The organism is Streptomyces sp. NPDC046900 (assembly GCF_040644975.1).
Classification (GTDB): domain Bacteria; phylum Actinomycetota; class Actinomycetes; order Streptomycetales; family Streptomycetaceae; genus Streptomyces.
Window position 1 is genome coordinate 1 of sequence record NZ_JBEYXD010000029.1, and the last position, 23302, is coordinate 23302.

General features: G+C 69.9%; 20 protein-coding genes. 13 read left to right on the plus strand and 7 right to left on the minus strand.

Translation table 11 applies throughout. The features are described 5' to 3' along the window. Positions 1 to 67: 67 nt before the first annotated feature. On the plus strand, positions 68 to 1180 hold the full coding sequence (locus tag ABZ904_RS25805; protein WP_361825702.1) for a transposase: 1113 nt from the start codon (positions 68 to 70) through the stop codon (positions 1178 to 1180). A 48-nt stretch (positions 1181 to 1228) separates the two neighbouring features. Here ABZ904_RS25805 and ABZ904_RS25810 read toward each other — a convergent pair whose 3' ends face one another. Both ABZ904_RS25810 and ABZ904_RS25815 read right to left on the minus strand, forming a co-directional pair. Then, a complete protein-coding gene (locus ABZ904_RS25810; protein ID WP_359400582.1) occupies positions 1229 to 1726 on the minus strand; it encodes a GNAT family N-acetyltransferase in 498 nt (165 codons plus the stop codon). 5 nt (positions 1727 to 1731) lie between these two features. Beyond that, a complete protein-coding gene (locus ABZ904_RS25815) occupies positions 1732 to 2373 on the minus strand; it encodes a DUF3566 domain-containing protein (protein WP_361825704.1) in 642 nt (213 codons plus the stop codon). Positions 2374 to 2970: 597 nt separating this feature from the next. On the opposite strand from ABZ904_RS25815, the gene ABZ904_RS25820 reads away from it, so the two are divergent. After that, the gene (locus ABZ904_RS25820) at positions 2971 to 4356 is read left to right on the plus strand and encodes an FAD-binding oxidoreductase (protein ID WP_361825706.1); all 1386 of its coding nucleotides are present in this window, start codon (positions 2971 to 2973) and stop codon (positions 4354 to 4356) included. A gap of 342 nt (positions 4357 to 4698) precedes the next feature. Next, positions 4699 to 7239 carry a discoidin domain-containing protein gene (locus ABZ904_RS25825; RefSeq protein ID WP_361825708.1) on the plus strand — a complete coding sequence of 847 codons (2541 nt, stop codon included), beginning with the start codon at positions 4699 to 4701 and terminating at the stop codon, positions 7237 to 7239. 270 nt (positions 7240 to 7509) lie between these two features. Here ABZ904_RS25825 and ABZ904_RS25830 read toward each other — a convergent pair whose 3' ends face one another. Next, positions 7510 to 7794 carry a hypothetical protein gene (locus tag ABZ904_RS25830; RefSeq protein WP_360995249.1) on the minus strand — a complete coding sequence of 95 codons (285 nt, stop codon included), beginning with the start codon at positions 7792 to 7794 and terminating at the stop codon, positions 7510 to 7512. Positions 7795 to 7977: 183 nt separating this feature from the next. Continuing rightward, the gene (locus tag ABZ904_RS25835) at positions 7978 to 9384 is read right to left on the minus strand and encodes a DHA2 family efflux MFS transporter permease subunit (RefSeq protein ID WP_361825710.1); all 1407 of its coding nucleotides are present in this window, start codon (positions 9382 to 9384) and stop codon (positions 7978 to 7980) included. Between the two features lie 141 nt (positions 9385 to 9525). Between ABZ904_RS25835 and ABZ904_RS25840 the strand changes: the two genes are divergently transcribed. Together ABZ904_RS25840 and ABZ904_RS25845 are read left to right on the plus strand one after the other, a co-directional pair. Then, on the plus strand, positions 9526 to 9957 hold the full coding sequence (locus ABZ904_RS25840; RefSeq protein WP_361825823.1) for a MarR family transcriptional regulator: 432 nt from the start codon (positions 9526 to 9528) through the stop codon (positions 9955 to 9957). Between the two features lie 249 nt (positions 9958 to 10206). Further along, positions 10207 to 10992, plus strand: a complete 786-nt coding sequence (locus ABZ904_RS25845; protein WP_361825712.1) for a polysaccharide deacetylase family protein — start codon at positions 10207 to 10209, stop codon at positions 10990 to 10992. A gap of 57 nt (positions 10993 to 11049) precedes the next feature. On the opposite strand, the gene ABZ904_RS25850 is transcribed toward ABZ904_RS25845, so the two are convergent. After that, positions 11050 to 11397 (minus strand): DUF1330 domain-containing protein, encoded by a 348-nt coding sequence (locus ABZ904_RS25850; RefSeq protein ID WP_359400561.1) that lies wholly within the window; start codon positions 11395 to 11397, stop codon positions 11050 to 11052. Between the two features lie 179 nt (positions 11398 to 11576). Continuing rightward, on the minus strand, positions 11577 to 13076 hold the full coding sequence (locus ABZ904_RS25855) for a glycoside hydrolase family 47 protein (RefSeq protein ID WP_361825714.1): 1500 nt from the start codon (positions 13074 to 13076) through the stop codon (positions 11577 to 11579). A gap of 326 nt (positions 13077 to 13402) precedes the next feature. On the opposite strand from ABZ904_RS25855, the gene ABZ904_RS25860 reads away from it, so the two are divergent. The 4 genes from ABZ904_RS25860 (at position 13403) to ABZ904_RS25875 (ending at position 18230) form a co-directional block, all read left to right on the plus strand. Continuing rightward, the gene (locus ABZ904_RS25860) at positions 13403 to 14935 is read left to right on the plus strand and encodes a CYTH and CHAD domain-containing protein (RefSeq protein WP_361825716.1); all 1533 of its coding nucleotides are present in this window, start codon (positions 13403 to 13405) and stop codon (positions 14933 to 14935) included. 156 nt (positions 14936 to 15091) lie between these two features. Next, entirely contained in the window at positions 15092 to 15283 is a 192-nt protein-coding gene (locus ABZ904_RS25865; RefSeq protein ID WP_359400552.1) for a hypothetical protein, read from the plus strand. After that, positions 15280 to 17625 carry a glycosyl hydrolase family 65 protein gene (locus ABZ904_RS25870; RefSeq protein ID WP_360995229.1) on the plus strand — a complete coding sequence of 782 codons (2346 nt, stop codon included), beginning with the start codon at positions 15280 to 15282 and terminating at the stop codon, positions 17623 to 17625. The genes ABZ904_RS25865 and ABZ904_RS25870 overlap by 4 nt, the downstream gene beginning before the upstream one ends. Positions 17626 to 17705: 80 nt before the next feature. Further along, positions 17706 to 18230 (plus strand): GNAT family protein, encoded by a 525-nt coding sequence (locus ABZ904_RS25875; protein ID WP_359400546.1) that lies wholly within the window; start codon positions 17706 to 17708, stop codon positions 18228 to 18230. 78 nt (positions 18231 to 18308) lie between these two features. Here the strand turns inward: ABZ904_RS25875 and ABZ904_RS25880 are convergent, their stop codons facing one another. Continuing rightward, positions 18309 to 18803, minus strand: coding sequence for a PaaI family thioesterase (locus ABZ904_RS25880; RefSeq protein WP_359400543.1), 495 nt, complete (start codon positions 18801 to 18803; stop codon positions 18309 to 18311). 89 nt (positions 18804 to 18892) lie between these two features. On the opposite strand from ABZ904_RS25880, the gene ABZ904_RS25885 reads away from it, so the two are divergent. From ABZ904_RS25885 to ABZ904_RS25900, 4 genes are all read left to right on the plus strand, one after another. After that, positions 18893 to 19360: a helix-turn-helix domain-containing protein gene (locus ABZ904_RS25885; protein WP_360995224.1), complete on the plus strand. Its 468-nt coding sequence runs from the start codon at positions 18893 to 18895 to the stop codon at positions 19358 to 19360. A gap of 169 nt (positions 19361 to 19529) precedes the next feature. Beyond that, positions 19530 to 21038, plus strand: a complete 1509-nt coding sequence (locus tag ABZ904_RS25890) for a M48 family metalloprotease (protein WP_361825719.1) — start codon at positions 19530 to 19532, stop codon at positions 21036 to 21038. Between the two features lie 525 nt (positions 21039 to 21563). Next, on the plus strand, positions 21564 to 22253 hold the full coding sequence (locus ABZ904_RS25895; RefSeq protein WP_361825721.1) for a hypothetical protein: 690 nt from the start codon (positions 21564 to 21566) through the stop codon (positions 22251 to 22253). Further along, a complete protein-coding gene (locus tag ABZ904_RS25900) occupies positions 22250 to 23188 on the plus strand; it encodes a nitronate monooxygenase (RefSeq protein WP_361825723.1) in 939 nt (312 codons plus the stop codon). The genes ABZ904_RS25895 and ABZ904_RS25900 overlap by 4 nt, the downstream gene beginning before the upstream one ends. Positions 23189 to 23302 lie beyond the last annotated feature (114 nt).

A 23302-nucleotide genomic window follows, 5' to 3' on the forward strand; every position in this document is an offset into this window, starting at 1 on the left:
CTGGTGCCCGTCCGCACAGCCGCCTGCTGAATCACCCACCAGCCAACTCCCCAGGCCAACACGCCCCGTGATCAATCGCGGGGCAGCCCGTAAGCGCCTGTTCCTCACCGCCGATGGAGAATCCGGCGCCCCCTATGGGAACTACACGATCAGCGTCCACCCGGAGAAGGGCCAGGTGTCGATCGTGCTGCCCGAGCCGCTGCGGCACCTGGCCAACGCCCCCAGGGGCCGGTACAACCTGGCCTGCACCGTGGCCTTCTCGCACCGCCGTGAGGAATGGCTGGATCGGGCGATGGCCAACCGGGCCGTCCGCTACGACATCGTGTACGACCCCGCGCGTGGCCGCTGGTACCTGGATGCCTCGTGGTCCTGCGATCCTGTCGTGCTGCCGACGCCAAAGGAGATCCAGGCATCCGGCGAACGCCTGCTCGGTATCGACCTGAACGCCGATCACCTGGCTGCCTACCTGCTCGACCCGCACGGCAACCCCATCGGAGAGCCCATCACCGTGCCCCTGGAGTTGTCCGGCCCCGCCTCGACACGGGACGGAAGGCTCCGCACCGCAGTCACCGAGCTGATCCGCATCGCCAAGGAGCACGGCTGCGCCGGGATCGCGGTGGAGAACCTAGGCTTCGACGACGCCCGCGCTGTGGGCCGGGAGACCATGGGCCGAGGCGGACGCGGGAAGACGTTCCGCCGCACCGTGGCGGGTATCCCCACCGCACGCTTCCGTGAACGACTCCGGGGCATGGCCTTCCAGCAGGGCCTTGTGGTGATCGCAGTGGATCCCGCCTACACCTCGATCTGGGGCGGCCAGTACTGGCAGCATCCACTCCAGCAGCAGCACCAGAAGATCACCGTCACGCGGCATCACGGCGCCAGCGTGACGATTGGACGACGCGCACTCGGGCACCGAGCACGGCGACGGCCAGGTGTGACCGCTCCCGACCAGAGGATCGGACAGCGGAGAGCTACCGGCCAGACCGTGCACGTCCCGAGGACGCGTGGGACCGTGAGCCCACCCAGGACAGCGGGCACGCCAAACGGAGGCGACAAGACCCGACTGCGCCTAGGTGACCAGCTCACGCTGTTCCCCGACCTCGAAGACCGTTCGCGAGGTCACCGGGCCACCTCATGTCCGGATTTCGGCGAGTTGGCCAACACCGGCCAGCAACGCTAGGAACGGTCTGGCGACACCCACGGGCCCTCCCTGCCTCGCAGGAAGGCGTCAGCCCGCCGCCGTTGAGGCAGCGGTGGGCTCTGCGCGGAGCCACACGTAGTCGAACGGCTGCCCGGCATTCCAGGCCACTGCGAGAGCGGCGTCGACCAGCTCGAAGCCGGCACCCTGGTAGCACCTGAGCGCCCTCGCGTTGTCCGGGTGGACGCGCATGAAGACATCGGGAAAGCCCGCTTCCAGAGCTCGGGCGAGCAGGCCCCGAACCAGCTCACGGCCCACCCCTCGGCCCCGGGCGTGGGGACTCACGATGATCCGGGCCAGCTCGACCTCGTTCTCCGCCGGGTCGAACCACAATTCGCCGTAGCCAAGGAGGGTCTGGCCTTCCACGAGCACATGCGCCTGCACGTCGGCCTCGTCCTGCCATGCACGAATCGTCCGAGCAGGCACGGGGAACTCGCGCGCTCCGCACCACATGGTGACCTCCGGCAGGGATGCCGGCCAGTCGGCCACCGTGGCGGCGTGCGCGGTGTCAAAAGGAAGAAGAACCATACGTCTCAATCACTCAAGGGCCCATGGCCTGATCCGACATCATCGACCGGCGGAGCGCGGGAATCTCGTTCCGTCGGAGCCGCGGCGTCCTCCTCCATGGTCAACTCGACTCCACCGGCGCATACCGACGACCAGTTGTAGATGAAGGCTGCCAGGGTCGCCAGCGCGGTGGCCAGCACGGCTTCCACCAGTACGACGATGACGACGGCGAGGGCGAGTCCCCAGCTGAAGGACGGCCATTGATCCGGGTCCGCCGCGTTCAGCGTGATCCATGCGGCGAACACGGTCACGATGAGGCCCAGGCCCAGGCCGAGCGACATCAGGAGGCTTGTCATCATCACCGACCAGGGGTCGGCCTTCGATATCCGCAGCCGCGCGTTCCGGGCCCGTGGCATGCCACGGCGCGGCGGGGTCCGCTGAATCGCTTTCGGGGGATGTGGCGCGGTGGCGCCGTCGTCGGGGCGGCCTTGTCGTCCGCCCGGCGCCGCAGGCCCGGCCCTGTCCGCGTCCGCTGCCGTCGGTGCGCCGGAGTGGCGTATTCGCTCGTCTTGTCGACTATGGCGCCGGGCAGCGGCACTGTCCCCCTCGGCCTGGGAACCTCCGGCACCGGCACCGCGCTTGGTTTCGCTCATGCCCTTCCTCCTCATGCCTGACGCAGCGGCCCTTGTGGGCGCCGTCCGATGCGCCCGGGCAGATGGGCGTCCGTGGCGGTGCGGCGTGGCTCGTCGAATTGAGTGGTCGGGGGGCGCTCGGCAACGGAGGCAAGGTGGTGGCGCGTGGTTCGGCCGGTCTCGTACTCAAAGGGGCCCGGCCCGCAGGTACGTGCCCAGCGCGGAGTCACCCCGAAGGAGACGTCGACGCCGCGTCGGCCCTGCTCGGCCCGATGGACGCCCTGCGGGCGGGGCGGCAGCGCGTCACGGTCGGTGGCCTCTCACGGCGAACGGGTTCGGCACCCGGCATCGTGGCGTCGGGTGCCGTCCCGTTTGTGTGCGCTTCAGACGTTATGCGGGAACCCGGGTTCCTGCACCTCGGTGCGGTCCAGAAGGGCGTACGGGCATCGCTCGCTGCGTGGTACGCGAGGCTGCTCTGAGTGCGGGCGGTACGACGGCGGGGTCACCGAGGTGCCGTGCCTGTCCAGCCTGCCGGGAGCAGCGGGCCGTTGAAATTGCAGCGAGCCGTCACCGGCGGGACGCTGGTCCAGTCAGCCCTGTGGCGGGCCGGCTGTGCGCCACCAGGAGATCGTCATGGACACCGCAACTCTGGACGCGATGAAGGCCACGCTGCGCGGACCGGTCATAGGTCCGCAGGACGCCGAGTACTCCCGGGCCCGCACGGTCTACAACGCGATGATCGACAAGCGTCCGGCCGCCCTCGTGCGGTGCACGGACGCTGCGGATGTCATGGCTGCGGTCGACTTCGTCCGTGACAACGGACTGGAACTCGCCGTCCGGGGTGGCGGGCACAGCGGCCCGGGTCTGTGTCTGGTGGACGACGGCGTCACCATCGACCTCTCCCCGATGCGCTGGGTACGGGTCGACCCCGTGGCCCGGACCGCCCAGGTCGGCGGCGGCAGCCTGCTCGGCGACCTCGACCATGTCGCGCACGCCTTCGGGCTCGCCACTCCCGGCGGCATCATCTCGACGACCGGAGTCGGGGGCCTGACCCTCGGCGGCGGCCACGGCTACCTCACCCGCACCCACGGCCTGACCGTGGACAATCTGCTGGCCGCGGACGTCGTGCTGGCCGACGGCGGTTTCGTCACCGCGAACGAGACGGACACACCGGATCTGTTCTGGGCACTGCGCGGGGGCGGCGGCAACTTCGGCATCGTCACCTCCTTCACCTACCGGCTGCATCCGGTGGACACGGTCGGCGTCGCGATCACCTTGTGGCCGGTCGACGGCACCCGTGATGTGCTGGCGTGGTACCGCGAGTTCCTGCCGCAGGCGCCCGAGGACGTGTACGCCTTCTTCGCGGCCTTCGTGATCCCGCCCGTCCCGCCGTTCCCCGAAGAGCTCCACGGACAGAAGATGTGCGGCATCGTGGGCTGCCACACCGGCGATCCGAGCCGCTTCGAGGAGGCGTTCACGGCGGTGCAAGAGCCTGGACGGCCGACCTTCCACTTCACGACGCGGATGCCCTACCCGGCGTTGCAGAGCATGTTCGACGCCCTCCTCCCCGCCGGCCACCAGTGGTACTGGCGCGGCGACTTCTTCGACCGCATTCCGGATGGCGCCCTGGACGTGCACCTCAAGTACGGCGAGAACATCCCCACGCCGCTCTCGCTCCTGCACCTCTACCCGGTCGACGGGGCCGCCCACCGGGTGGGCCCGGACGACACCGCATGGGGCTACCGGGACGCCGTCTGGTCCGGCGTCGTGGCCGGAGTCGACCCTGACCCCGACAACGCCGAGATCATCAAGCACTGGTGTGTCGACTACTGGCAGGAGCTGCACCCGTACTCCATGGGCGGCTCCTACGTGAACTTCATGGGCACGGGCGAGAGCCAGGAGCGCGTACGGGCCACGTACGGGAACCACTACGACCGGCTCGCGCGGATCAAGCGCACCTACGACCCGGACAATCTCTTCCGCGCCAATCAGAACATCGAGCCGGCCCGGCAGGCATGACCGCGGTTCCCGTCGGGGGCGGCCCCGAGGTGGCGGAAGGCGCCCAGAGCCAGGTCCGACGTCTCCCCCGCCGTGCCACTTCTTGAACGCACGGGCGCACGGAAAGACCACCTTTGTGACCAGGAGTTGAAAGATTCCTCTGTCCAGGGACTTCCCACTGCGACGACTCATCAGTTAAATCAAGACGTGAACTAAGCGTATTCACAGGCTACTTCACCTTCCACGCCGATCGGGGCCGCGCAGGAGGCCGCTCCCCGGGGCCGTCTGTGCACAGGGCAGGGCACGTATCCGATCCCCCCGCTCGTCGTGGCACCCCCACCCTTCGGACCCGCAGGAACCCACATGAGACTGAGATCTTTGGGTGTCGCGCTGGCCGCCGCAGCAGCGCTGATCACCCTGCCGTCCACCCATACGTCCGCCGCCGCGGCCGAAACGCCGCTGTCCCAGGGCAGGACGGCCACCTCGTCGTCCGACGAGAACGCCGGGACCCCGGCGGCGAACGCCGTGGACGGCGATACCGGCACCCGCTGGTCGTCGGCCGCCAGTGACACACAATGGCTCCAGGTCGACCTCGGCTCCACGGCCTCGATCACCAAGGTCGTCCTCAACTGGGAGACCGCCTACGGCAAGGACTACAAGGTCCAGGCCTCCCAGGACGGCAGCAACTGGACCGACCTGAAGTCCGTCACCGGCGGTGACGGCGGACTCGACTCCCTCGACGTCTCCGGCCAGGGCCGCTACGTCAGGATGTACGGCATCCACCGAGCCACCCAATGGGGTTACTCGCTCTGGGAGTTCCAGGTCTTCGGCACCGCCGGGGGCACCTCGCCCTCGTGCGACCCGGCCAATGCCGCCAAGGGCAAGCAGGCCTCGGCCTCCTCCACGGAGAACGCGGGCACCCCCGCCTCCGCCGCCTTCGACGGCGACACCGGCACCCGCTGGTCCAGCCAGGCCTCCGACCCGCAGTGGGTCCAGGTCGACCTGGGCTCGGTCCAGAGCCTGTGCAAGGTGGATCTGACCTGGGAGGCCGCCTACGCCAAGGAGTTCCAGATCCAGGCCTCCACGGACGGCCAGAACTGGACCACTCTCAAGAGCGTCACGGGCGCGACCGGCGGCACCGCGTCCTACGACGTGAGCGGCTCGGGCCGGTACCTCCGTGTCTACGGGACGGTCCGTGGGACGGGCTACGGCTACTCACTGTGGGAGGTCGCGGTCCACACCGGCTCTTCCGGCACTCCCCCCGTGCAGGGCGGCGGCGACCTCGGTCCCAACGTCATCGTCGTGGACCCCTCGACGCCCAACCTCCAGCAGAAGTTCGACCAGGTCTTCGCCCAGCAGGAGTCCAGCCAGTTCGGTACCGGCCGCTACCAGTTCCTGCTGAAGCCGGGCACCTACGACGGCATCAACGCGCAACTCGGCTTCTACACCTCGATCTCCGGACTGGGCCTCAACCCCGACGACACCCAGATCAACGGTGACATCACCGTCGACGCGGGCTGGTTCAACGGCAACGCGACGCAGAACTTCTGGCGTTCGGCGGAGAACCTCGCCATCAGGCCCTCCAACGGGACCGACCGCTGGGCCGTCGCCCAGGCCGCCCCGTTCCGCCGGATACATGTCCAGGGCGGCCTCAACCTGGCCCCCAATGGCTACGGTTGGGCCTCCGGTGGCTACATCGCCGACTCGAAGATCGACGGCACGGTCGGACCCTACTCCCAGCAGCAGTGGTACACCCGTGACAGTTCGGTCGGCGGCTGGACCAACGGTGTGTGGAACATGACGTTCACGGGTGTCCAGGGCGCCCCGGCGACCAACTTCGACTCCGGCCCGTACACCACGCTGGACACCACGCCTGTCTCCCGCGAGAAGCCGTTCCTCTACCTGGACGGCAGCACCTACAAGGTCTTCGTCCCCGCCAAGCGCACCAACGCGCGGGGCGTGTCCTGGCCCGCGAACGCCGGCACTTCGCTTCCGCTCGACCAGTTCTACGTGGTCAAGCCGGGAGCGAGCGCCGCGACGATCAACGCCGCGCTCGCCCAGGGGCTCAACCTGCTGTTCACCCCGGGCGTCTACCACCTCGACCAGACCATCGACGTCACCCGGGCCGACACCGTGGTGCTCGGGCTCGGCCTGGCCACGCTCGTCCCCGACAACGGGATCGACGCGATGCACGTGGCCGACGTCGACGGGGTCAAGCTCGCCGGATTCCTGATCGACGCGGGCCCCGTCAACTCCGACACCCTGCTGCAGATCGGCACGCCCGGTTCCTCCGCCGACCACTCGGCCAACCCCACGACGATGCAGGACGTGTTCGTCCGGATCGGCGGCGCGGGCTCCGGTCTGGCCACCAACTCGGTCGTGGTCAACAGCAACCACGTCATCATCGACCACACCTGGCTCTGGCGCGCCGACCACGGCAGCGGAGTCGGCTGGGACACCAACCGCGCCGACTTCGGCCTGCGCGTCAACGGCAACGACGTACTGGCCACGGGCCTGTTCGTGGAGCACTTCAACAAGTACGACGTCTACTGGAGCGGAGAGCGCGGCCGGACGATCTTCTTCCAGAACGAGAAGGCCTACGACGCCCCGAACGCCGCCGCCATCACCCACGACGGCATCGTCGGATACGCGGCCTACAAGGTCGCCGACACGGTGAACGTCCATGAGGCATGGGGCCTCGGCAGCTACTGCAACTTCACGGCCGACCCGACGATCGTCCAGGCCCACGGCTTCCAGGCGCCCGTCAAAGCGGGCATCAAGATGCACGATCTCCTGGTCATCTCCCTCGGCGGCAAGGGCCAGTACGCCCACGTGATCAACGACACCGGCTCCCCCACCTCGGGAACGGACACCGTGCCCTCCAAGGTCACCCAGTTCCCCTGACGCAAGAAGCCGGCTCGGGACACCAGGTGTCCCGAGCCGGCACCACGGACTCCGGACCGGCCTGCCCGGACCGGAGCCCCTCCGTCACGCGCCACCGCGCCTCGCGCCCCAGCCGGGCCACGCGTTCGGCCGGGAGCGGCATCGCGAGAGTCGGCAGGTCCTGCCGGTCCCAAACGCCTCATGCCGCGTGCTCGCCGCACAAGAACCTGCGTTCCGCCGATGCCGCCGATGCCGGGCGCCACGGTCCGCGGCCTGGACGGTCACGGCGCATCAGCGAGACGGTCTGGCCGCTTCCTCCTCCGTGACGGCGGATCCCGGATGGCAGTCGGCCACTGCCGCCCGGGCGCGCCGCAGGGCCGAAGGCGGCGCCTCCGCCTCGATCGCACGCAGGCACGGGATGCAGTACTCCTCGCTGTCGCCCAGGCCGTCGGGCGTGGGTTTCGCCCGCTCCCCCATGAGCCGGCCGCACAGGGCGCTGCCATCGGGGTCGAGCACATGCCACAGCTGCCCGATCCCGGCCTCCGTCGCCACACATTCGGCGCGCATCTCGTACATCTGCCACCTCCCACACGAGCGGGGCTGCGGTCAAGGCCATGAGACGGGAATGCGTCCGTATCGGCTACTCACACCGGCCAAGCGGGTGAGTGCAGCACTCTCTGTGATGGGCGTCCCTCCTTGGCCGCAAGCCCTCGTCCGTTCAGGTGCCACCAGGAGACGGGCAGCCGGGTCGGGACGTGGTCAGTGGGCGCTCTCACGCCGGGGGCGGATCGGAGCGGACCGGCTTGAGGCAGCGGTGCCGCGTGCCGCGACTCGGGCGGGGCCGTCGGGCAGGGTGAAGGCGAAGACCGAGGTGACGGCGGCGATCGCGGCCAGGGCCAGGTAGGCGTGCTGGTAGGCGGCGATGGGAGGGTCGGCGGCCGCCGCTGCCGGGGTGCTCAGTACCAGAGCGGTGGTCACCGCGGCGGGTGCGAGGGCGCCTCCGGTCTGGCGTACGACGGTGTTCAGCGTGGAGGCCTGGGCCAGGTCCTGCCGGGCGATGGTTGCCAGTGAGGCCACCATCGTGGGCATGAAGACCCCGCCCATGGCGACGCCGAGCAGGAACATATAACCGCGGAAGGTCCACAGGCCGGTGTGCTCGTCGCAGCCGGCGAAGAGCAGCAGGACCACGCTGACGCCGGCCAGACCGCAGCCGACGATGACCCGCGGCCCGATCCTGGCGTAGAGCACACCGGCGATCTGAACGGTGAGCAGCACACCGAAGGCTTCGGGGAAGGTGCTGGAGCCGGACTCCAGGGCGGTGCGGCCCTGTCCTTGCTGCAGGAACAGCGGGCCCAGGTACATGGCGCCCAGGATCGGCACCAGGCCCACCAGGTTGATCAGGTTGGTGTCCCGGAAGAGCCGGTCCGCGAAGAGACGGAGCCTCAGCAGGGGTTCGGAGGTGCGCAGTTCGTAGGTGATGGCGGCGGCCAGCAGGAATCCGCCGAGCACCAGGGAGGTCAGCACGGTCGGTGAGGTCCAGCCGCGGTTGGGGCCGTCACAGATGCCGAACATGAGGGCGCCGAGGGAGGTGGCGCTCAGCAGCAGCCCGGCCAGGTCGAACCGGCCGGGCCGGTGGCCACGGTGCCGTTCCAGGAACAGCGCCCCGAACAGCATCGCCGGCAGGCCCACCGGCAGATTGACGTAGAAGACCCAGCGCCAGGACAGGTGGTCCACCAGCAGACCCCCGAGGACGGGGGCGGCGGCCGGCGCCATCTGCTGCGGGATGATCATGTACCGGGAGATTCGCACCTGCTCCGCGGAGTTGAAGGTGGCGAACAGCAGTGCGGCCGAGGCCGGGAAGAGCACTCCCGCGGAGAGTCCCTGGACCGCGCGGAACGCGAGGAGCCGGCCGAGATCGGGGGCTGCGCCGCACAGCAGTGAGGAAACGAGGAAGGCGGCGAGCGCGATGAGCAGGACGCGTTTGGCACCGAACCGCTCGACCAGCCAGGCCGAGGCGGGTATGGCCACGGCCAGGCACACCGGGTAGACCACGACCACCCCGTCGAGGGCGGCCGTGGTCAGGCCGAACTGACGGGCGATCGAGGGAAGGGCCACGGTGGTGATCGCTCCGTCGACGATCGCGATGAACGTCACGCTGACGCACATCACAGGGACGGCCAAGCGCTGGCTGAGGCGGAAAGCGGGGAGGGACGGCGCGGGAGGGCGTCGAGGCAGCAGCACATGCTGAGGATACTCACTATGTCCTGCTCATAGAATTCGACGTTGAAGGACGGAGCGGGGAGCGACATGGCAGTGCACGGCAGCAGCGACATCCTGGTGGACGAGCTCTACGAGACGACGCATCGACTGCGCCAGTTCGTCGAGATCCGGCTCCGGGCCAACGGAGCGTCGGTCGCCCGGCTGCGCGCCCTGCGGATGCTCGCCCGGGCGGAACAGCCCCTGAGGATGCGGGACCTGAGCGAGATGACCGGCGTGGCGGCACGGACCACGACCAGCATCGTGGACAGCCTGGAACGCGACGGTCTGGTCGAGCGTGTACGCCATCCGAGTGATCGCCGGGCATTCCTGCTGCGCCTCACCGACGAAGGCCGGTGCCGCCACCGAGAGGCGGAGGACGCGGACCGCCTCGCACTCGCCGAGGCGACCGCCGCCTTGGGCCCGGAGGACCGCGCCACGTTGCGGGCGTTGCTCGCCCGCATCCGCGAGGCGACCACCTGACGCCGCGCGCCTCGCCTGCACGGTCCCTGTGCGCCCCCGGCGCCGCGGAGACCCGGATGCTGTCCCCCGCAGCGACGTAGCGGACCAAGGCCCGTACGGGCTGCGCCCCGTCACGCTCCGCCGGTGGAGGCCGCGTCGCGAGATCCCCGCGGAATCGTCCGCGTTCTGTAAGGGACGCATCCCGCGGCTGGCCGGCTCCGTCCTGACGGGTGCACAAGCACCGGAACGACGGCAAGGGGCGGGGCGGACATGGGGTGGCGTGGTGGACGAGGTTGGTACGGCCGGGTGCTCGCGGCGGCCGTCGGAGTGACGGCGGCGGCAGCCGCCACCTCGGTATGGACAGCACAGGCCGGGCCCATCGAGGGGCGACACGCACCTGGGGCCGTCGCGCAGTCCCCTTCGGCGGCCGCCCCGGGCCCCGCGATGGCAGCGGTGTCGGCGGACATCGTCCATGCCTCGGACCGCGGCGCCCGGGGCGTCAACATCACGATCGACGACGGACCGGACCCCGTCTGGACGCCGCAGGTACTCCAGGTGCTGCGGGAGAATGGCGTACGGGCCACCTTCTGCATGGTGGGCACCCAGGCCCGTGCCCACCCGGATCTGGTCAGGTCGGTGGTGGCGGCCGGGCACCGGCTGTGCGACCACACGGTGTCGCACGACACCGCCATGGACACCAAGTCCCAGACCTACCAGTCGCAGCAGATCCTCGACGCCCAACGCATGATCACCGAGGCGTCCGGGGGCGTGCGGCCGCTCTACTACCGGGCCCCTGGCGGTGCCTTCACCCCCTTCAGCCGCCGGCTCGCCGCCTCCCACGGCCTGCGGCCGCTCGGCTGGAACGTCGACTCGAAGGACTTCGAGCGGCCCGGCACGGACACCATCGTCGCCACCGTCAGGAACGAGGTCCGCAACGGCCCGACCATCCTGTTCCACGACGCGGGCGGGGACCGCTCGCAGACCGTTGCCGCCCTGCGCCAGGTCCTGCCGTGGCTGAGGCAGCAGGGGTACTCCTTCGGTTTTCCGGTGCGCTGAGCACGGCTCGTCGGGACCTGTTCCAAGAGCCCGCCGGGCCGGACCGGGGTCCGAGGGCTACTGCGCGGGCAGGGATTCGCGCATCGCCCGGGCCGTGCCGGCCGGGTCGTAGCCGTCCGGAACGCCCGGGACCAGGATGATGTCGCCCTCGATGTGCCGTGAGCGCAGCGGCGCGATCTCCTGGTACTGCGGTGAGTCCCACCAGGACCGCGCTTCGTCGATCCCGGGGAAGGCGATCACGACGACGTGTCCGGGCCAGCTGCCCTCCTTCACCTCGTGCTGCGCGGCGTGGACGAGGAAACGGCCGCCGTACGGCTCGAAGGTGGCGGTGATGCGCTCGATGTACTCGGCGATCTCCGGATGCGGGGCGGCCTCTTGCAGGTGGGCGATGGCATAGGCGGGCATGGCGTCCTCCCGGTCGGTCGGCTCCGTACGCCGTCGATCGTGGCATGCGGAGGGCGCAGGCTCGATTACCTCGCAAGTAAGCCGGGCCGAAGGGCGAGTCGCAGGGTGGCGGCCGCCCCGGCACGGCGCACGCGGGGTGTGCGCGGCGGCGGGTGGTTGCCGAGGTCAGAGCCCCGGCGTCACTTCGCTGGTGACGGGGTGCCGGTGACCGTGCGGCGCAGTCCGCGGAGGATCTTCGCCTCCGTGCTGAGGTAGCCGCTGTCGTAGTCGAAACGCGGGGCGTCCGCGAAGGTGAGGTAGAGCCATTTGAAGTTCTCGGCGAAGACGTACGCGGGGCAGTAGTCGCCCTTGGTCATGGGGCGCTTCGTCACATCGGTCACGATGGTGTAGCCGCCCGGGACCCTGTGGTAGGCCTTGAGGTTCGAGAAGTAGCGCCAGGCGGTGGTCCGGTAGAACGGGTCCCCGGTCCGCCAGTAGAGATCGAAGGCGCAGTTCGCGTACTCCGGGCGCAGCGCGTTGTCGGGCACCCGCACGGTGAGACGGGTGTAGTCGATCTCCTCCGGGATCACGATGTACTTGTCCTGGACGGCGGTCCAGGACAAGTAGTAGTCCGCGGCCAGTTGATCGTCGCCGCCCGCGGAGGGGATGCAGACGGCCAGGCTGGACTGCAGGCGGCTCAGCGTGGCCGCGGTGAGGTGGTCGACCTGCTTGAACCAGAGCAGGCCGCCCACTCGCTCCGCGAGGTGCTTCTTGAGGGAGGCGTCGAACATGCGGAACCAGCGCAGGCAGTCGCGGTCGCCGAACATGGCCCAACCGCCCCACAGGTACTCGTAGAAGGAGTCCACGGGCGGATTGGGGGCGACGTCCCGCCCGTCGACCCACCGGCCGCTCTCCACGTTCATGCTGGTGCCCATCAGATCGATGGACGAGCGGCGCTCCACCGCCGCCGCAAGAGAACGCTTGGCGGCCAGGTAGTACCGGGGGTCGCCGGTGAGCTGCGACAGGACCCCCAGTTCCAGGATGTTCGTGCCGATCTCCGCCAGTGGCACCGTGGCACCCGACACCGCGCCGGTGCGCAGATTGACCCTCCGGTAGGGCATCCCGGTGGGGGACTTGGTGAAGGCGGGCAGCAGCCGGTTCGCCAAGTCCACGCACCGTGCGAGCAACTCCTTGTCGCCGGTGGCGAGATGACCGGCCAGCAGGCCGCCCACCAGGCGGATGATCGATTCGAAGACAAGGAAGTCGGCGTCCAGGTCGAAGTCCAGATGCGATCGGATCCAGCGCACGCTGCGGTCGACCTCGTCGTCCAGGCCCATGACGTAGTGGGTGTCGAGGGCTTCGACGATGGACAGGCCCACGGGATACCGCCTGGAGAAGAACTCACGGTATCCGCCCGAGACCGGCAGCACCTCGTCATGGCCCCACGCGTACGTCCGGTAGCCGTTCCAGGCGTGCAGGAACTCGTCCCGGATCTCCTGTGCCTTCTGCCGGTCCGCAGGCCCCGTCTTCGAGAGGGGCGACATGCTCGGCTCTGCTCCGGTGACCCTGGACGAGGGTGCGGTCGCACGCGGCACCGTACTCAACGCCCCCACGACGGCGGTCCCCGCGAGCGCCGACACAGCGCTCAGGAAACCGCGGCGCAAGGGGTCGTGCACACGGGGCCTCCCGAGGCGCGTCATGGTACGGAACCTTCCGGCCGTAGCGGATCACAGAGCGCCACATTGTGCACGGTTTGTCACTGTCTGTCGCGACAGCCACGCCGTATCACGCCTCGGCGACCCGCCACCGGGTGAAACTGCTCGTGTCGTACGGCAATGATCGCCGTCGGCGGCGTACGGCCGCCCGGGAGAGCCGTCCCCTGGCGGTGAGGCGCTGCGGGGCCGCCCTCTCGCGGCTCTGTCCGGCCCGCGGGCCAGCGCCCTTCCGCCCCGGCTGAGGGTTCGCGACAGCGGGCGCCCCGGACCTCGTCGTGTTTGAGACCGTGGATTGTGTCAACGGGCACTGTATGGCCCAGTCGAAAATAGAGACAGAACGCAAGTACATGGCACCTGCTGTGGACGACGTCTCGTGGCTGCCCGATCTCATCGGTGTGGATCGTGTCGAGTCGCTGGTCGACCGCGGGATCCAGGAGCTGGACGCCGTCTACTACGACACCGCCGATCTCCGGCTCAACCGCAGCTCGGCGACCCTACGGCGCAGGACGGGCGGCACGGACGCCGGCTGGCATCTCAAGCTGCCCCTGGTCGACGACAGCCGGGAGGAGATCCAGGCCCCATTGGCCGAGGAGATACCGGAGGAGCTGCGTGAGCTGACCCTTTCCCGGACGCACGGCGTGCCGCTTCGGCCCGTGGTGCGCCTGCGCACCACCCGTTCCGTGCGCGACCTGGTCGACGCCGACGGCGGTGCGCTTGTTGAGCTGAGTCTGGACACGGTCCGTGCCGACTCACTGCTGCGTGAGGGCGGTCACACCGAATGGACCGAGCTGGAGGTGGAGCTCGCCGAGGGCGCCGACCCCGCACTGCTGAATCGCATCGACAAGGTGCTGGGCAAGAAGGGCGTCGCTCGCGACCGGAGTCCGTCCAAGCTCGCCCACGCCCTGGCGGAGACGGCACCGCACGAGGGCGTCGACCGAGAGCCGCAAGGAGCCGCCGCTCCCGGCTCTGCCGGTGCGTACCTGTCCGGCTATCTGGCCGACGAGGTGCAGGCTCTGGTGGACCTGGATCCTGCGGTCCGCCGCAGCACACCCGACGCGGTGCACCAGATGCGCGTCACCTGCCGCCACCTGCGCGGAACCCTGCGCGCCTACCGTGCCGTCCTCGATCGCGAGGTCACCGAACCCATCCGCGCGGAACTGAAATGGCTGGCCGGAGAGCTCGGGGCGGAGCGTGACCACGAAGTGCTGAACGACCGCCTGAGCACAGGTGTGCGGGAACTGCCCGGCGAACTGCTCCTCGGCCCCGTCGCCGCGCGCCTGAGGGCATGGGACGTCGTGCAGCGGGCCGCGGGCCGCCGACGCACCCTGGACGCACTCAACTCGCCCCGCTACACGACGCTGCTGGACCGCCTCGGCGAGCTGAGCGCACGGCCGCCACTGCGCGCCAAAGCCGCAGGCAAGCCTAAGAAGGTCATGGTCAAAGTGCTCGGGAAGGAGTACGGCAGGCTGCAGCGGCGCATGGTCCTCGCTCTGGAACTGCCGTCGGGGCCGGACCGCGACACCGCCATCCACCAGGCCCGCAAGGCGGCCAAGCGGCTGCGCTACGCCGCTCAGGCCGCCCGCCCGGCCCTGGGAAAGCCCGCCCGGCGTATCGCCAAGCGCATCAAGGCGGTACAGCAGGTGAGTGGTGATCACCACGACAGCGTGGTGGCGCGCGGTGTGCTCCGGCGTATGGCCGTCGCAGCGCATGTGGCGGGCGAGCCCGGCTTCACCTGGGGTCTGCTCCACGGTCAGGAACGGGCCGCGTCCCGCTCCAAGGAGAAGGAGCTCCCACTGGTGTGGCGACAGGCCTCCGACCGTCGTCTGCGCAAGGCACTCAGGTGACCCCGCGCCGACCCCGGAAGCCCTCACGCGCGCTGCTGCCCTGACGCAGTGAGCGGCGGCAAGCGGGCCCCATGCCAGGGGCCCGCTTGCCGGACTGCACGGTCCTGCCCGTGGACCGATGGCATGGAGGGGGGACACAACGGGCAAGGATCATCTATGGCAAATCTGGGCCTTCCGGACACATCCTCCAGGGCCTACGGCCGCGACACTCTCGTCCAGGCGGGGAACGAGGAGCAACCCGGCGCGAGGATCGACGGCGTCGCCGCCGAGCGCTCGCTGCCAGGCAAGGCGCGTCGCGGCACCTTCGTGGTGCAAGACGTGGCCGAGCTGCTGGAGGAGTCGCCGTGATCACTCATCCCGCCTACGAGGTCGAACCCTGGTGCGTGCGCGAGACCGGGCTCCACTGGGACGTACTGGCTCAGAGCGAATCGGTGTTCGCGCTGTCCAACGGGCACATCGGATGGCGCGGCAACCTCGAGGAGGGTGAGCCGAGCGGGCTGCCGGGCTGCTACCTCAACGGCGTCCACGAAGTGCACCCCCTGCCCTACGCCGAGGCCGGATACGGCTACCCGGAATCCGGCCAGACGGTCATCAACGTCACCGACGGCAAGCTCATCCGGCTCCTGGTCGACGACGAGCAGGTCGACCTGCGCTACGGACAGCTCCGTGCGCACGAACGGGTGCTTGATCTACGGGCGGGCGTGCTGCACCGCACGTGCGAGTGGGTCTCCCCGGTGGGCAAGACCGTCCGTCTGCGCTCCTCGCGCCTGGTCTCCTTCACTCATCGGGCCGCCGCCGCGATCGCCTACGAGGTGGAACCGCTGGACGAGGAGGTGCGGCTCGTCATCCAGTCCGAACTCGTCGCCAACGAGCCCTTGCCGCAGGCCAGCGGGGATCCGCGGGTCTCCGCCGTCCTGGAGTCCCCGCTGCGCGCCGAGGAGCACTACTCCGAGGGGGACCGGCTGCGCCTGATCCACCGCACCGAGCGCAGCGGGCTGCGCATCGCGGTCTCCGCCGGCCATGTCGTGCAGGGCCCGGAGGCCACCCAGACCTTCAGTGAGAGTTCCGACGACGTCGCCAGGTTCACCGTCATCACCGACCTCAAGCCCGGGGAGACGCTGAGACTGGAGAAGTTCGTCTGCTACGGCTGGTCCGCGCTGCGCTCGCTGACGGCCCTGAGGGACCAGGCGGAGGCCGCGCTCGCCGGTGCGAACAGCACCGGCTGGCAGGGCCTGGTGGATCAGCAGCGCGCCTACCTGGACGGGTTCTGGGGCCAGGCCGATGTGGAGGTCGAAGGCGACGCGGAGATCCAGCAGGCCGTCCGCTTCGCGCTCTTCCACGTCCTGCAGGCCGCGGCCCGGGCCGAGCACCGCGCCATCCCCGCCAAGGGCCTGACCGGCTCGGGATACGACGGGCACTGTTTCTGGGACACCGAGACGTTCGTACTGCCGGTGCTCACCTTCATCCACCCGCGCAGCGTCGCCGCCGCGCTCCACTGGCGTCGGGACACGCTGCCGGCAGCACGTGACAGGGCCGCGCAACTGGGGCTGAGAGGCGCCGCGTTCCCGTGGCGCACCATCGACGGCGCGGAATGCTCGGGCTACTGGCCGGCCGGAACGGCGGCCTTCCACATCAACGCCGACATCGCCCACGCCGTCCTGCGCTATGTCGCGGTCTCCGGTGACAAGGACTTCGAGCGCGACACAGGCGTGGAGCTGCTGGTGGAGACCGCCCGGCTGTGGCATTCGCTCGGCCACCACGACTCCCGGGGCACCTTCCACATCGACGGCGTCACCGGCCCAGACGAGTACAGCGCACTCTCGGACGACAACGTCTATACGAATCTGATGGCCCAGGCCAACATGCAGGCCGCCGCCGACTCCGTCGAACGTCACCCCGCACAGGCCGCCGCGCTCGGCGTGGACGAGGAGGAGACCGACGCGTGGCGGGCCGCGGCCAAAGCGATGGCCGTGCCCTACAACAGTGCCCTGGGCATCCATGAGCAGGCCGCGGGCTTCACCCGCCACCAGGTCTGGGACTTCAGCCGGACCGGGCCCGAGGACTACCCGCTGATGCTGCACTTCCCGTACGTCGAGCTGTACCGCAAGCAAGTGGTCAAGCAAGCGGACCTCGTGCTCGCGATGTACCTGCGCAGCGACGCCTTCGACGAGGGTCAGAAGGCGCGGAACTTCGCCTACTACGAGCCGATCACGGTCCGCGACTCCTCGCTCTCGGCATGCGTCCAGGCCGTCATCGCCGCCGAAGTCGGCCATCTGCGTCTGGCCTACGACTACCTGTGCGAGGCAGCGCTGATGGATCTGGACGATCTGGAGAAGAACACCCGCGACGGCCTGCACATCGCCTCACTGGCGGGCTCCTGGATCGCCCTGGTCGCCGGTTTCGGCGGCATGCGTCATACGTACGACACCCTTCACTTCGCTCCCCGGCTGCCGGACCGGCTCACCCGTCTCGCCTTCTCGGTGCACGCCCGCGGCAAGTGCCTGCGCGTCGAGATCACCGAATCCGAGGCCAAGTACACCCTCGTGGAGGGCGACACCTTCAAGTTCACCCACTACCGCGAGCCGCTGACGGTGTCACGTGACGCTCCGCTGGTCCGGCCAGTCAAGCCGCCGACCCCCATGCCGAGCCCCACCCAACCCCCAGGACGCCGCCCCGAGCGCCCCCACTGAGCGCACGGCGCGGAACGGGACCCGCGGAGAGGACGCCACCCCGCAACACAGCGCACAAAAGCGCTGGCTAGTGTGACTCCATGTCCGAACCCATACACCTGCGTCCCGTCCTCGACCGCGATCTCAGCCTGCTGGAGCGCCTGTACGAAGACCCGGCGGAGGCCGGGGAACTCGGTTTCTTCGGCCACCGGAACCCCGGTCAGCTGCGCCGGAAGTGGGCCGAGGGCTTCATCTCAGCCCAGGGTGGACGGCTGGCCGTCGCCGCGGGCGACGATCGCTTCGTCGGCGAGGTGCAGTGGCATCAGGTCCTGCAGGGCCCGGCCTCGCCGTGCTGGAACATCGGTATCGCGTTGCTGACGGCCGAACGCGGCAAGGGCTTCGGCACGCTCGCTCAGCGCCGACTCGCCGAGTATTTGTTCTCGCACACTCAGGTGAACCGGGTCGAGGCGAGCACCGAGATCGTCAATGTCGCCGAGCAGCGGTCGCTGGAGTCGGCCGGCTTCACCCGGGAGGGCGTGCTGCGCGGAGCCTGCTTCCGAGGCGGCGCCTGGCGCGACATGGTCATCTACTCCGTGCTGCGCGGTGAGCTCGCCGGACAGGAGTGACGCCTGTGGCACGAGCCGGGGCTGCGGTGGAACGGCCTGGCCGGGCACCCGGCGAGCCCGAAGAGGGCGGACCTGCTCTCAGCTCGCCGGCACGGGGAAGAGCATGCAGCTGCTGGTGGCGTGGCCGAGCAGACGCTCCTCGGAGTCGAGCAGCTGGGCCTGCGCCAGCGCGGTGCGGCGGCCCTGGTTGAGGACGGTGCCGACGGCGCGGACCTTCCCGGTGTCGACGGTGATCGGGCGGAGGAACTTCAGGGTGAGGTCGAGCGAGGTGTATCCCATGCCCGCCGGGAGGACGGACTGCACGGCACAGCCGGCGGCGGAGTCGAGCAGGGTGGCGTAGACGCCGCCGTGAACGCTGCCGATGGGGTTGTAGTGCTCCTCCCCCGGTTCCAGGACGAAGACTATGCGGCCGAACTCGACCTCCTCCAGGGCGAATCCGAGGGTCGCGGCGATGGGCGCGGCGGGCAGACGACCACTCAGCACGCTGCGCAGGAAGTCGAGCCCGCTCTGCTGCCCGACGGCGGCTGCGGAGACCCTCGGGTCCTCCCACTCGAACGTGCGCGACCTGGTCATTGACGTCCCTTCCTCTGCTGACTGCACCATTTGAAGCTAGCCAGTCGCACCTCTGGCTGTCAATGCCGAAGCCAGCCTAGGATGTCGGTATGACCTGGCTCGAGACCAGCCCCGAGAACTGCACCGTGCAGCGCACCCTCGACCTGATCGGCGAGAAGTGGTCCCTGCTGGTGGTGCGCGACGCGATGAACGGCGTACGCCGCTTCGAGGACTTCCGCCGGCACGTGGGACTGTCCGAGGCGGTACTGGCGGACCGGCTGCGCAAGCTCGTGGCCGCCGGAATCCTGGACACCGTCCCCTACCGCGAGCCGGGCCGGCGCACCCGCAACGAGTACCGGCTCACCCGCAAGGGCTGGGATCTGTGGCCCGTGATGCTCGCCCTCAAGCAGTGGGGCGACCACTACACCGCGGACCCGGAGGGACCACCCCTGGAGGTTCGCCATCGCGACTGCGGCCGACCGCTGGAGATCGCCGTCGTCTGCGCCGACGAGCACGGGCCCCTCACGCCGTGGCAGGCCTACACGAAGCCCGGTGCCTCCGCACACGCCCTGCCCTGATCGCGCACCGGACGGAGCGGCCCGCCGACGCCCGGCCGAGCAGGCCCGGCCACCCGGTGCCGGCCGAGCCACAGCCCGCCCCGCCACAGGAGACACGGAACGGTAACGAAGTCGTGATCAAGTGTAGTTGAATCGTTGCGCCCCGTAGCATCCTCCGCCCCGGGGCCAGATGCGGCGCTTCCTCGCCGAGCAGGCGCCGGGCACCGAGCTGCGTGTCAGCGGCCGCCGGGACCTCCTCGCGCGTGTCTATCCCGGTGGCCGGCGGACCGCACGGATCGGAGTCTTCAGCCCTCTGATCCACCTGTGGGTGCAGGACCGGCAAGCAGCCGAGGCCGTACTGCTGCACGAGGTCGGTCACCTCCGGTACGGCGAGCAGCATGTCGCCGGGCTCGGCAGTCCGTTCACCGGTCTGGTCCGGGCATGGCCGTATGTCTTCGCCGTGTTCGGACTGCTGCCGGTGGCGCTGCTGTTCGCGTCCGGGAACGTGGCCGCGCCCTTGATGCCGGCTGAGATCGTCCTGGTGGTCCTGAGCGTGGTCAAGGTACTGCTGATCGTGGTCGGCGCCCTGTGGACGGCGGAACTGGCCGCCGACCGCCACGCCGCCCGGACCGCCGGACAGCGCACGCACCTGCGGGCGCTGAACGCCCTGGACCGGCGCGCCGAGGGTGGTCTGGCCCGGTTGTACCACCCGCCCGTCGGGGTGCGCCGCTGGTTCGCCTCCCGCACCGAACGGCCGTCGGTCCAGCTCCTGTTGGTGCTCCTGTGGCCCGCGGCAGTGCTGGCCGGAAACCTGCTGGACCTGTTCGGTGCCGTTACGGCCTACCGGCTGCTGGGCGGCTCCTACCGCGCCGAGGCCACCCGAAAGGCCGTGTCGCTCGCCCGTGAACAGCTCATAGCGGGACCGGTGTGGTGGGCGATGCTGGCCACCATCGCGCTGTGGCCGCTGATCGCCGGCGCATGGTCCCGGCTGTGGGGATGGCGCGGGCAGCCGTCCGACACCTTCTCTCGCGCCGCCTATGTGGCCTCGGCTCTGCTCCCCTTGCTGGCGCCGGCTGTGGGACTTCTTCCGGTCGGGCCGACTGCCGGTGGGTCCTCCCAGCAGGCCGGAGACCAGGGCCCGGGGGTCGCCGCCACCCCTCCGGCCGGGGCGACCGCCTCACCGACACCCTGCCCCAGCCGTTCGCGGCCCCCACGTCCTGTCCGCCCCGAAGGGATTCCGTCCTTCTCGGACGCTCGGTTGTCCGAGGACCACGGCACCGCCCGGCCGACCCCTGACCGGACGTGGTCGTTCCGCACACTCCGGGTCATCTCCGTGCAACCGCTGTCCGGATCACTCACCCAGGCGCAGGACGTGGCGGACCGCCTCGCACATGTCCGCTGGACACTGACCACGGATGGCACGCTCACCGCGGACGACGCGGACCTCCCCGCTCTGCGCACCACCGCCGTCCACGGCGACACGCGTCTGCTGAGCGGCGAGCGCAGCCGCACCACGGATGTCAGCGTCATCACCATCTGGATGGATGCCCGTCTGGTACGCCCGCCTACGGGTCACACCATGCGACTGGACCTGATCCGTACGGCGACCGGAGTCACCCACGCCGTTGTCGCCTGCCGGGCGTTCGACTCGACGGTCACCACCGCCGCTCGCCTCGCACTCCAACTCGCGGAACAGTGACCGCTTCACGGCCCCTTGTGCATTCCGTTCGGTGTGTCTGCGCACACCTCCACGAGGACCTGGTTCGTCCTGGAGACCGGAGGCCGTCCCGCCACAGGCCCCTGAACGGATGACGACTTGCTCACACGTGTTTCCCGGTCACCTCCGGCCGACACCGGGAATCTCCCAGACGGCCATGGGCGACGGCAAATTGCGTCTCTATTCGGACATGCACAGCCGGCCTGAGCCCATTCGCTCAGTCATGTGGTTTCGGCAATGTGAGACGGGCGTGAACGGCGCCGTGCCCGAATCGGATTCCGTCGATTTCTGCCATCGGATCGGCCCTCCGCGATTGACCGAAACGATGCGCACTAACGGCGTGCGACTGGTTCAACGTTGACCAGTGAGTAATAACGGGACTATAAACCCGTTCCAGCAAGTGCTATGAATCGGCGTTCCCAGGTGTCCCCTGTCCGGGTAGAAGCCGACGCACCGTTTTGCTGTCCTGAACCCCCCACCGTGCAGTTCCCGTTGATGCGGAGAACCATGACGTCTGCTGTGCGCTCCAAGGACATGATCATCGGCATCACCCCGTTCGGTGAACCCGACGCACGACTGGCATCGGCCGTCAGTCGCGCCGGCGGGCTCGGCGTACTCGGCCTGGGAGACGGCGACCGAAGATCCCGCGAGGCGCTGGCGCGGCTTCACCGGCCGGCACCGGGAGCGTTCGGGATACGCGTCGGCCCGCGCTGCCGCCTGGTCCCCGCGGACCTCGTACGGGAGACGGACGGCGACGAGGGTTTTGGGACGGTGGTCCTCGCCGCGGACGCGCCCTGGCAGATCGGTGATGTGGCCGCGCGCCATCGCGTCCTGGTGGAGGTCACCGACCTCCACCAGGCACGGGAGGCGGTCCGCGCCGGGGGGCACGGGCTGATCGCCCGGGGCAGGGAGTGCGGCGGCCGGATCGGGGAGTTGAGCACCTTCGTCCTGCTGCAGCAACTGCTCGCCGCATCCGGTGTGGAGCTCCCGGTGTGGGCCTGCGGCGGCATCGGCCGCCGCGGCCGTGGCGGGCGGCGCGGCAGGCGTCGTCCTCGACAGCCAGTTCGCGCTGCTCGCCGAGTCGGCACTGCCCGAGGCGGTCGCCGCGGCCCTGCGGTCCCTGGACGGTTCGGAGACCGTCGTCCTGGCCGGCCACCGGGTCCTGCTCCGCCGCGGCCGGGACGCCCCCCGGGGTGACGGACACCGAACCGGAGGCGGTGGCGGCCGGACTGGGCGCGCAGGATCCGGCCACCCAGCTGCTGCCGGTCGGTCAGGATGCTTTCCTCGCCGCCCGATTCGCCGGGCTCTGGGGCAACACCGCGCGGACGGTACGGGCCTTGGCGGAGGCCGTGCGGGATGCGTTACGGGACGACACGCCCGCAGGGGCGCTGCTGCCGGGCTCCGCGATGAGCCGGGCGCTCGGCACACGGCTGCCGGTGGCGCAGGGGCCGATGACCCGGGTCAGCGACCAGGCCTCGTTCGCCGCCGCGGTCGCCGCGGACGGGGCCCTGCCGTTCCTGGCGCTCGCGCTCGCCGACGGCGAGCAGACCCGGGCCATGCTGACGAAGACCCGCAGCGCGGTGGCCGGGCGTCCCTGGGGGGTCGGCGTCCTCGGCTTCGCACCGGAAGACGTGCGCAACGCACAACTGGAGGTCGTGCGAGAGGTACGGCCCACGCACGCGATCATCGCGGGCGGACGCCCGTCGCAGGCCGAGGCGCTGGAGCGGGACGGGATCCGCACCTTCCTGCACGTACCCTCGCCCGGGCTGTTGCGGCAGTTCCTCCAGGCCGGCGCACGCCGGTTCGTGTTCGAGGGATCCGAGTGCGGCGGCCATGTCGGGCCGCGCGGCAGCTTCCCGCTGTGGGAGGCGCAACTCGCGGTCCTGGAGGACTTTCTGGACCGCGCGGAGGTGAACACCGCGCAGGACGTGGAGGTGTTCTTCGCCGGCGGCGTCCATGACGAGCGGTCGGCGGCGATGGTCGCCGCACTCACCGCTCCGCTGAACGCACGCGGAGCGGTCGTCGGCATCCTCATCGGCACCGCCTACCTGTTCACCGAAGAGGCCGGCTGCGGCTGTCCAACGCGTACCGGCTGGTGGCCCGCCGAGACTGACCCCGCACGATCGCCCTGACCTCGCCCTCAAGGAGCCGAGGGGCACATGATTGACTGGGCCATGGAAACGGACCGTCCCTGACAAGGGGCTGATCCCTTTCTGCGGCATGGGCGGTCGCACCCACCATGAGCG

Coding starts and splice junctions, on each gene's coding strand:
- ABZ904_RS25810 (WP_359400582.1), bottom strand. CDS start 1,726: ATGGTTCTTCTTCCTTTTGACACCGCGCACGCCGCCACGGTGGCCGAC.
- ABZ904_RS25815 (WP_361825704.1), bottom strand. CDS start 2,373: ATGAGGAGGAAGGGCATGAGCGAAACCAAGCGCGGTGCCGGTGCCGGA.
- ABZ904_RS25820 (WP_361825706.1), top strand. CDS start 2,971: ATGGACACCGCAACTCTGGACGCGATGAAGGCCACGCTGCGCGGACCG.
- ABZ904_RS25825 (WP_361825708.1), top strand. CDS start 4,699: ATGAGACTGAGATCTTTGGGTGTCGCGCTGGCCGCCGCAGCAGCGCTG.
- ABZ904_RS25830 (WP_360995249.1), bottom strand. CDS start 7,794: ATGTACGAGATGCGCGCCGAATGTGTGGCGACGGAGGCCGGGATCGGG.
- ABZ904_RS25835 (WP_361825710.1), bottom strand. CDS start 9,384: ATGTGCGTCAGCGTGACGTTCATCGCGATCGTCGACGGAGCGATCACC.
- ABZ904_RS25840 (WP_361825823.1), top strand. CDS start 9,526: ATGGCAGTGCACGGCAGCAGCGACATCCTGGTGGACGAGCTCTACGAG.
- ABZ904_RS25845 (WP_361825712.1), top strand. CDS start 10,207: ATGGGGTGGCGTGGTGGACGAGGTTGGTACGGCCGGGTGCTCGCGGCG.
- ABZ904_RS25850 (WP_359400561.1), bottom strand. CDS start 11,397: ATGCCCGCCTATGCCATCGCCCACCTGCAAGAGGCCGCCCCGCATCCG.
- ABZ904_RS25855 (WP_361825714.1), bottom strand. CDS start 13,076: ATGACGCGCCTCGGGAGGCCCCGTGTGCACGACCCCTTGCGCCGCGGT.
- ABZ904_RS25860 (WP_361825716.1), top strand. CDS start 13,403: ATGGCCCAGTCGAAAATAGAGACAGAACGCAAGTACATGGCACCTGCT.
- ABZ904_RS25865 (WP_359400552.1), top strand. CDS start 15,092: ATGGCAAATCTGGGCCTTCCGGACACATCCTCCAGGGCCTACGGCCGC.
- ABZ904_RS25875 (WP_359400546.1), top strand. CDS start 17,706: ATGTCCGAACCCATACACCTGCGTCCCGTCCTCGACCGCGATCTCAGC.
- ABZ904_RS25880 (WP_359400543.1), bottom strand. CDS start 18,803: ATGACCAGGTCGCGCACGTTCGAGTGGGAGGACCCGAGGGTCTCCGCA.
- ABZ904_RS25885 (WP_360995224.1), top strand. CDS start 18,893: ATGACCTGGCTCGAGACCAGCCCCGAGAACTGCACCGTGCAGCGCACC.
- ABZ904_RS25890 (WP_361825719.1), top strand. CDS start 19,530: ATGCGGCGCTTCCTCGCCGAGCAGGCGCCGGGCACCGAGCTGCGTGTC.
- ABZ904_RS25895 (WP_361825721.1), top strand. CDS start 21,564: ATGACGTCTGCTGTGCGCTCCAAGGACATGATCATCGGCATCACCCCG.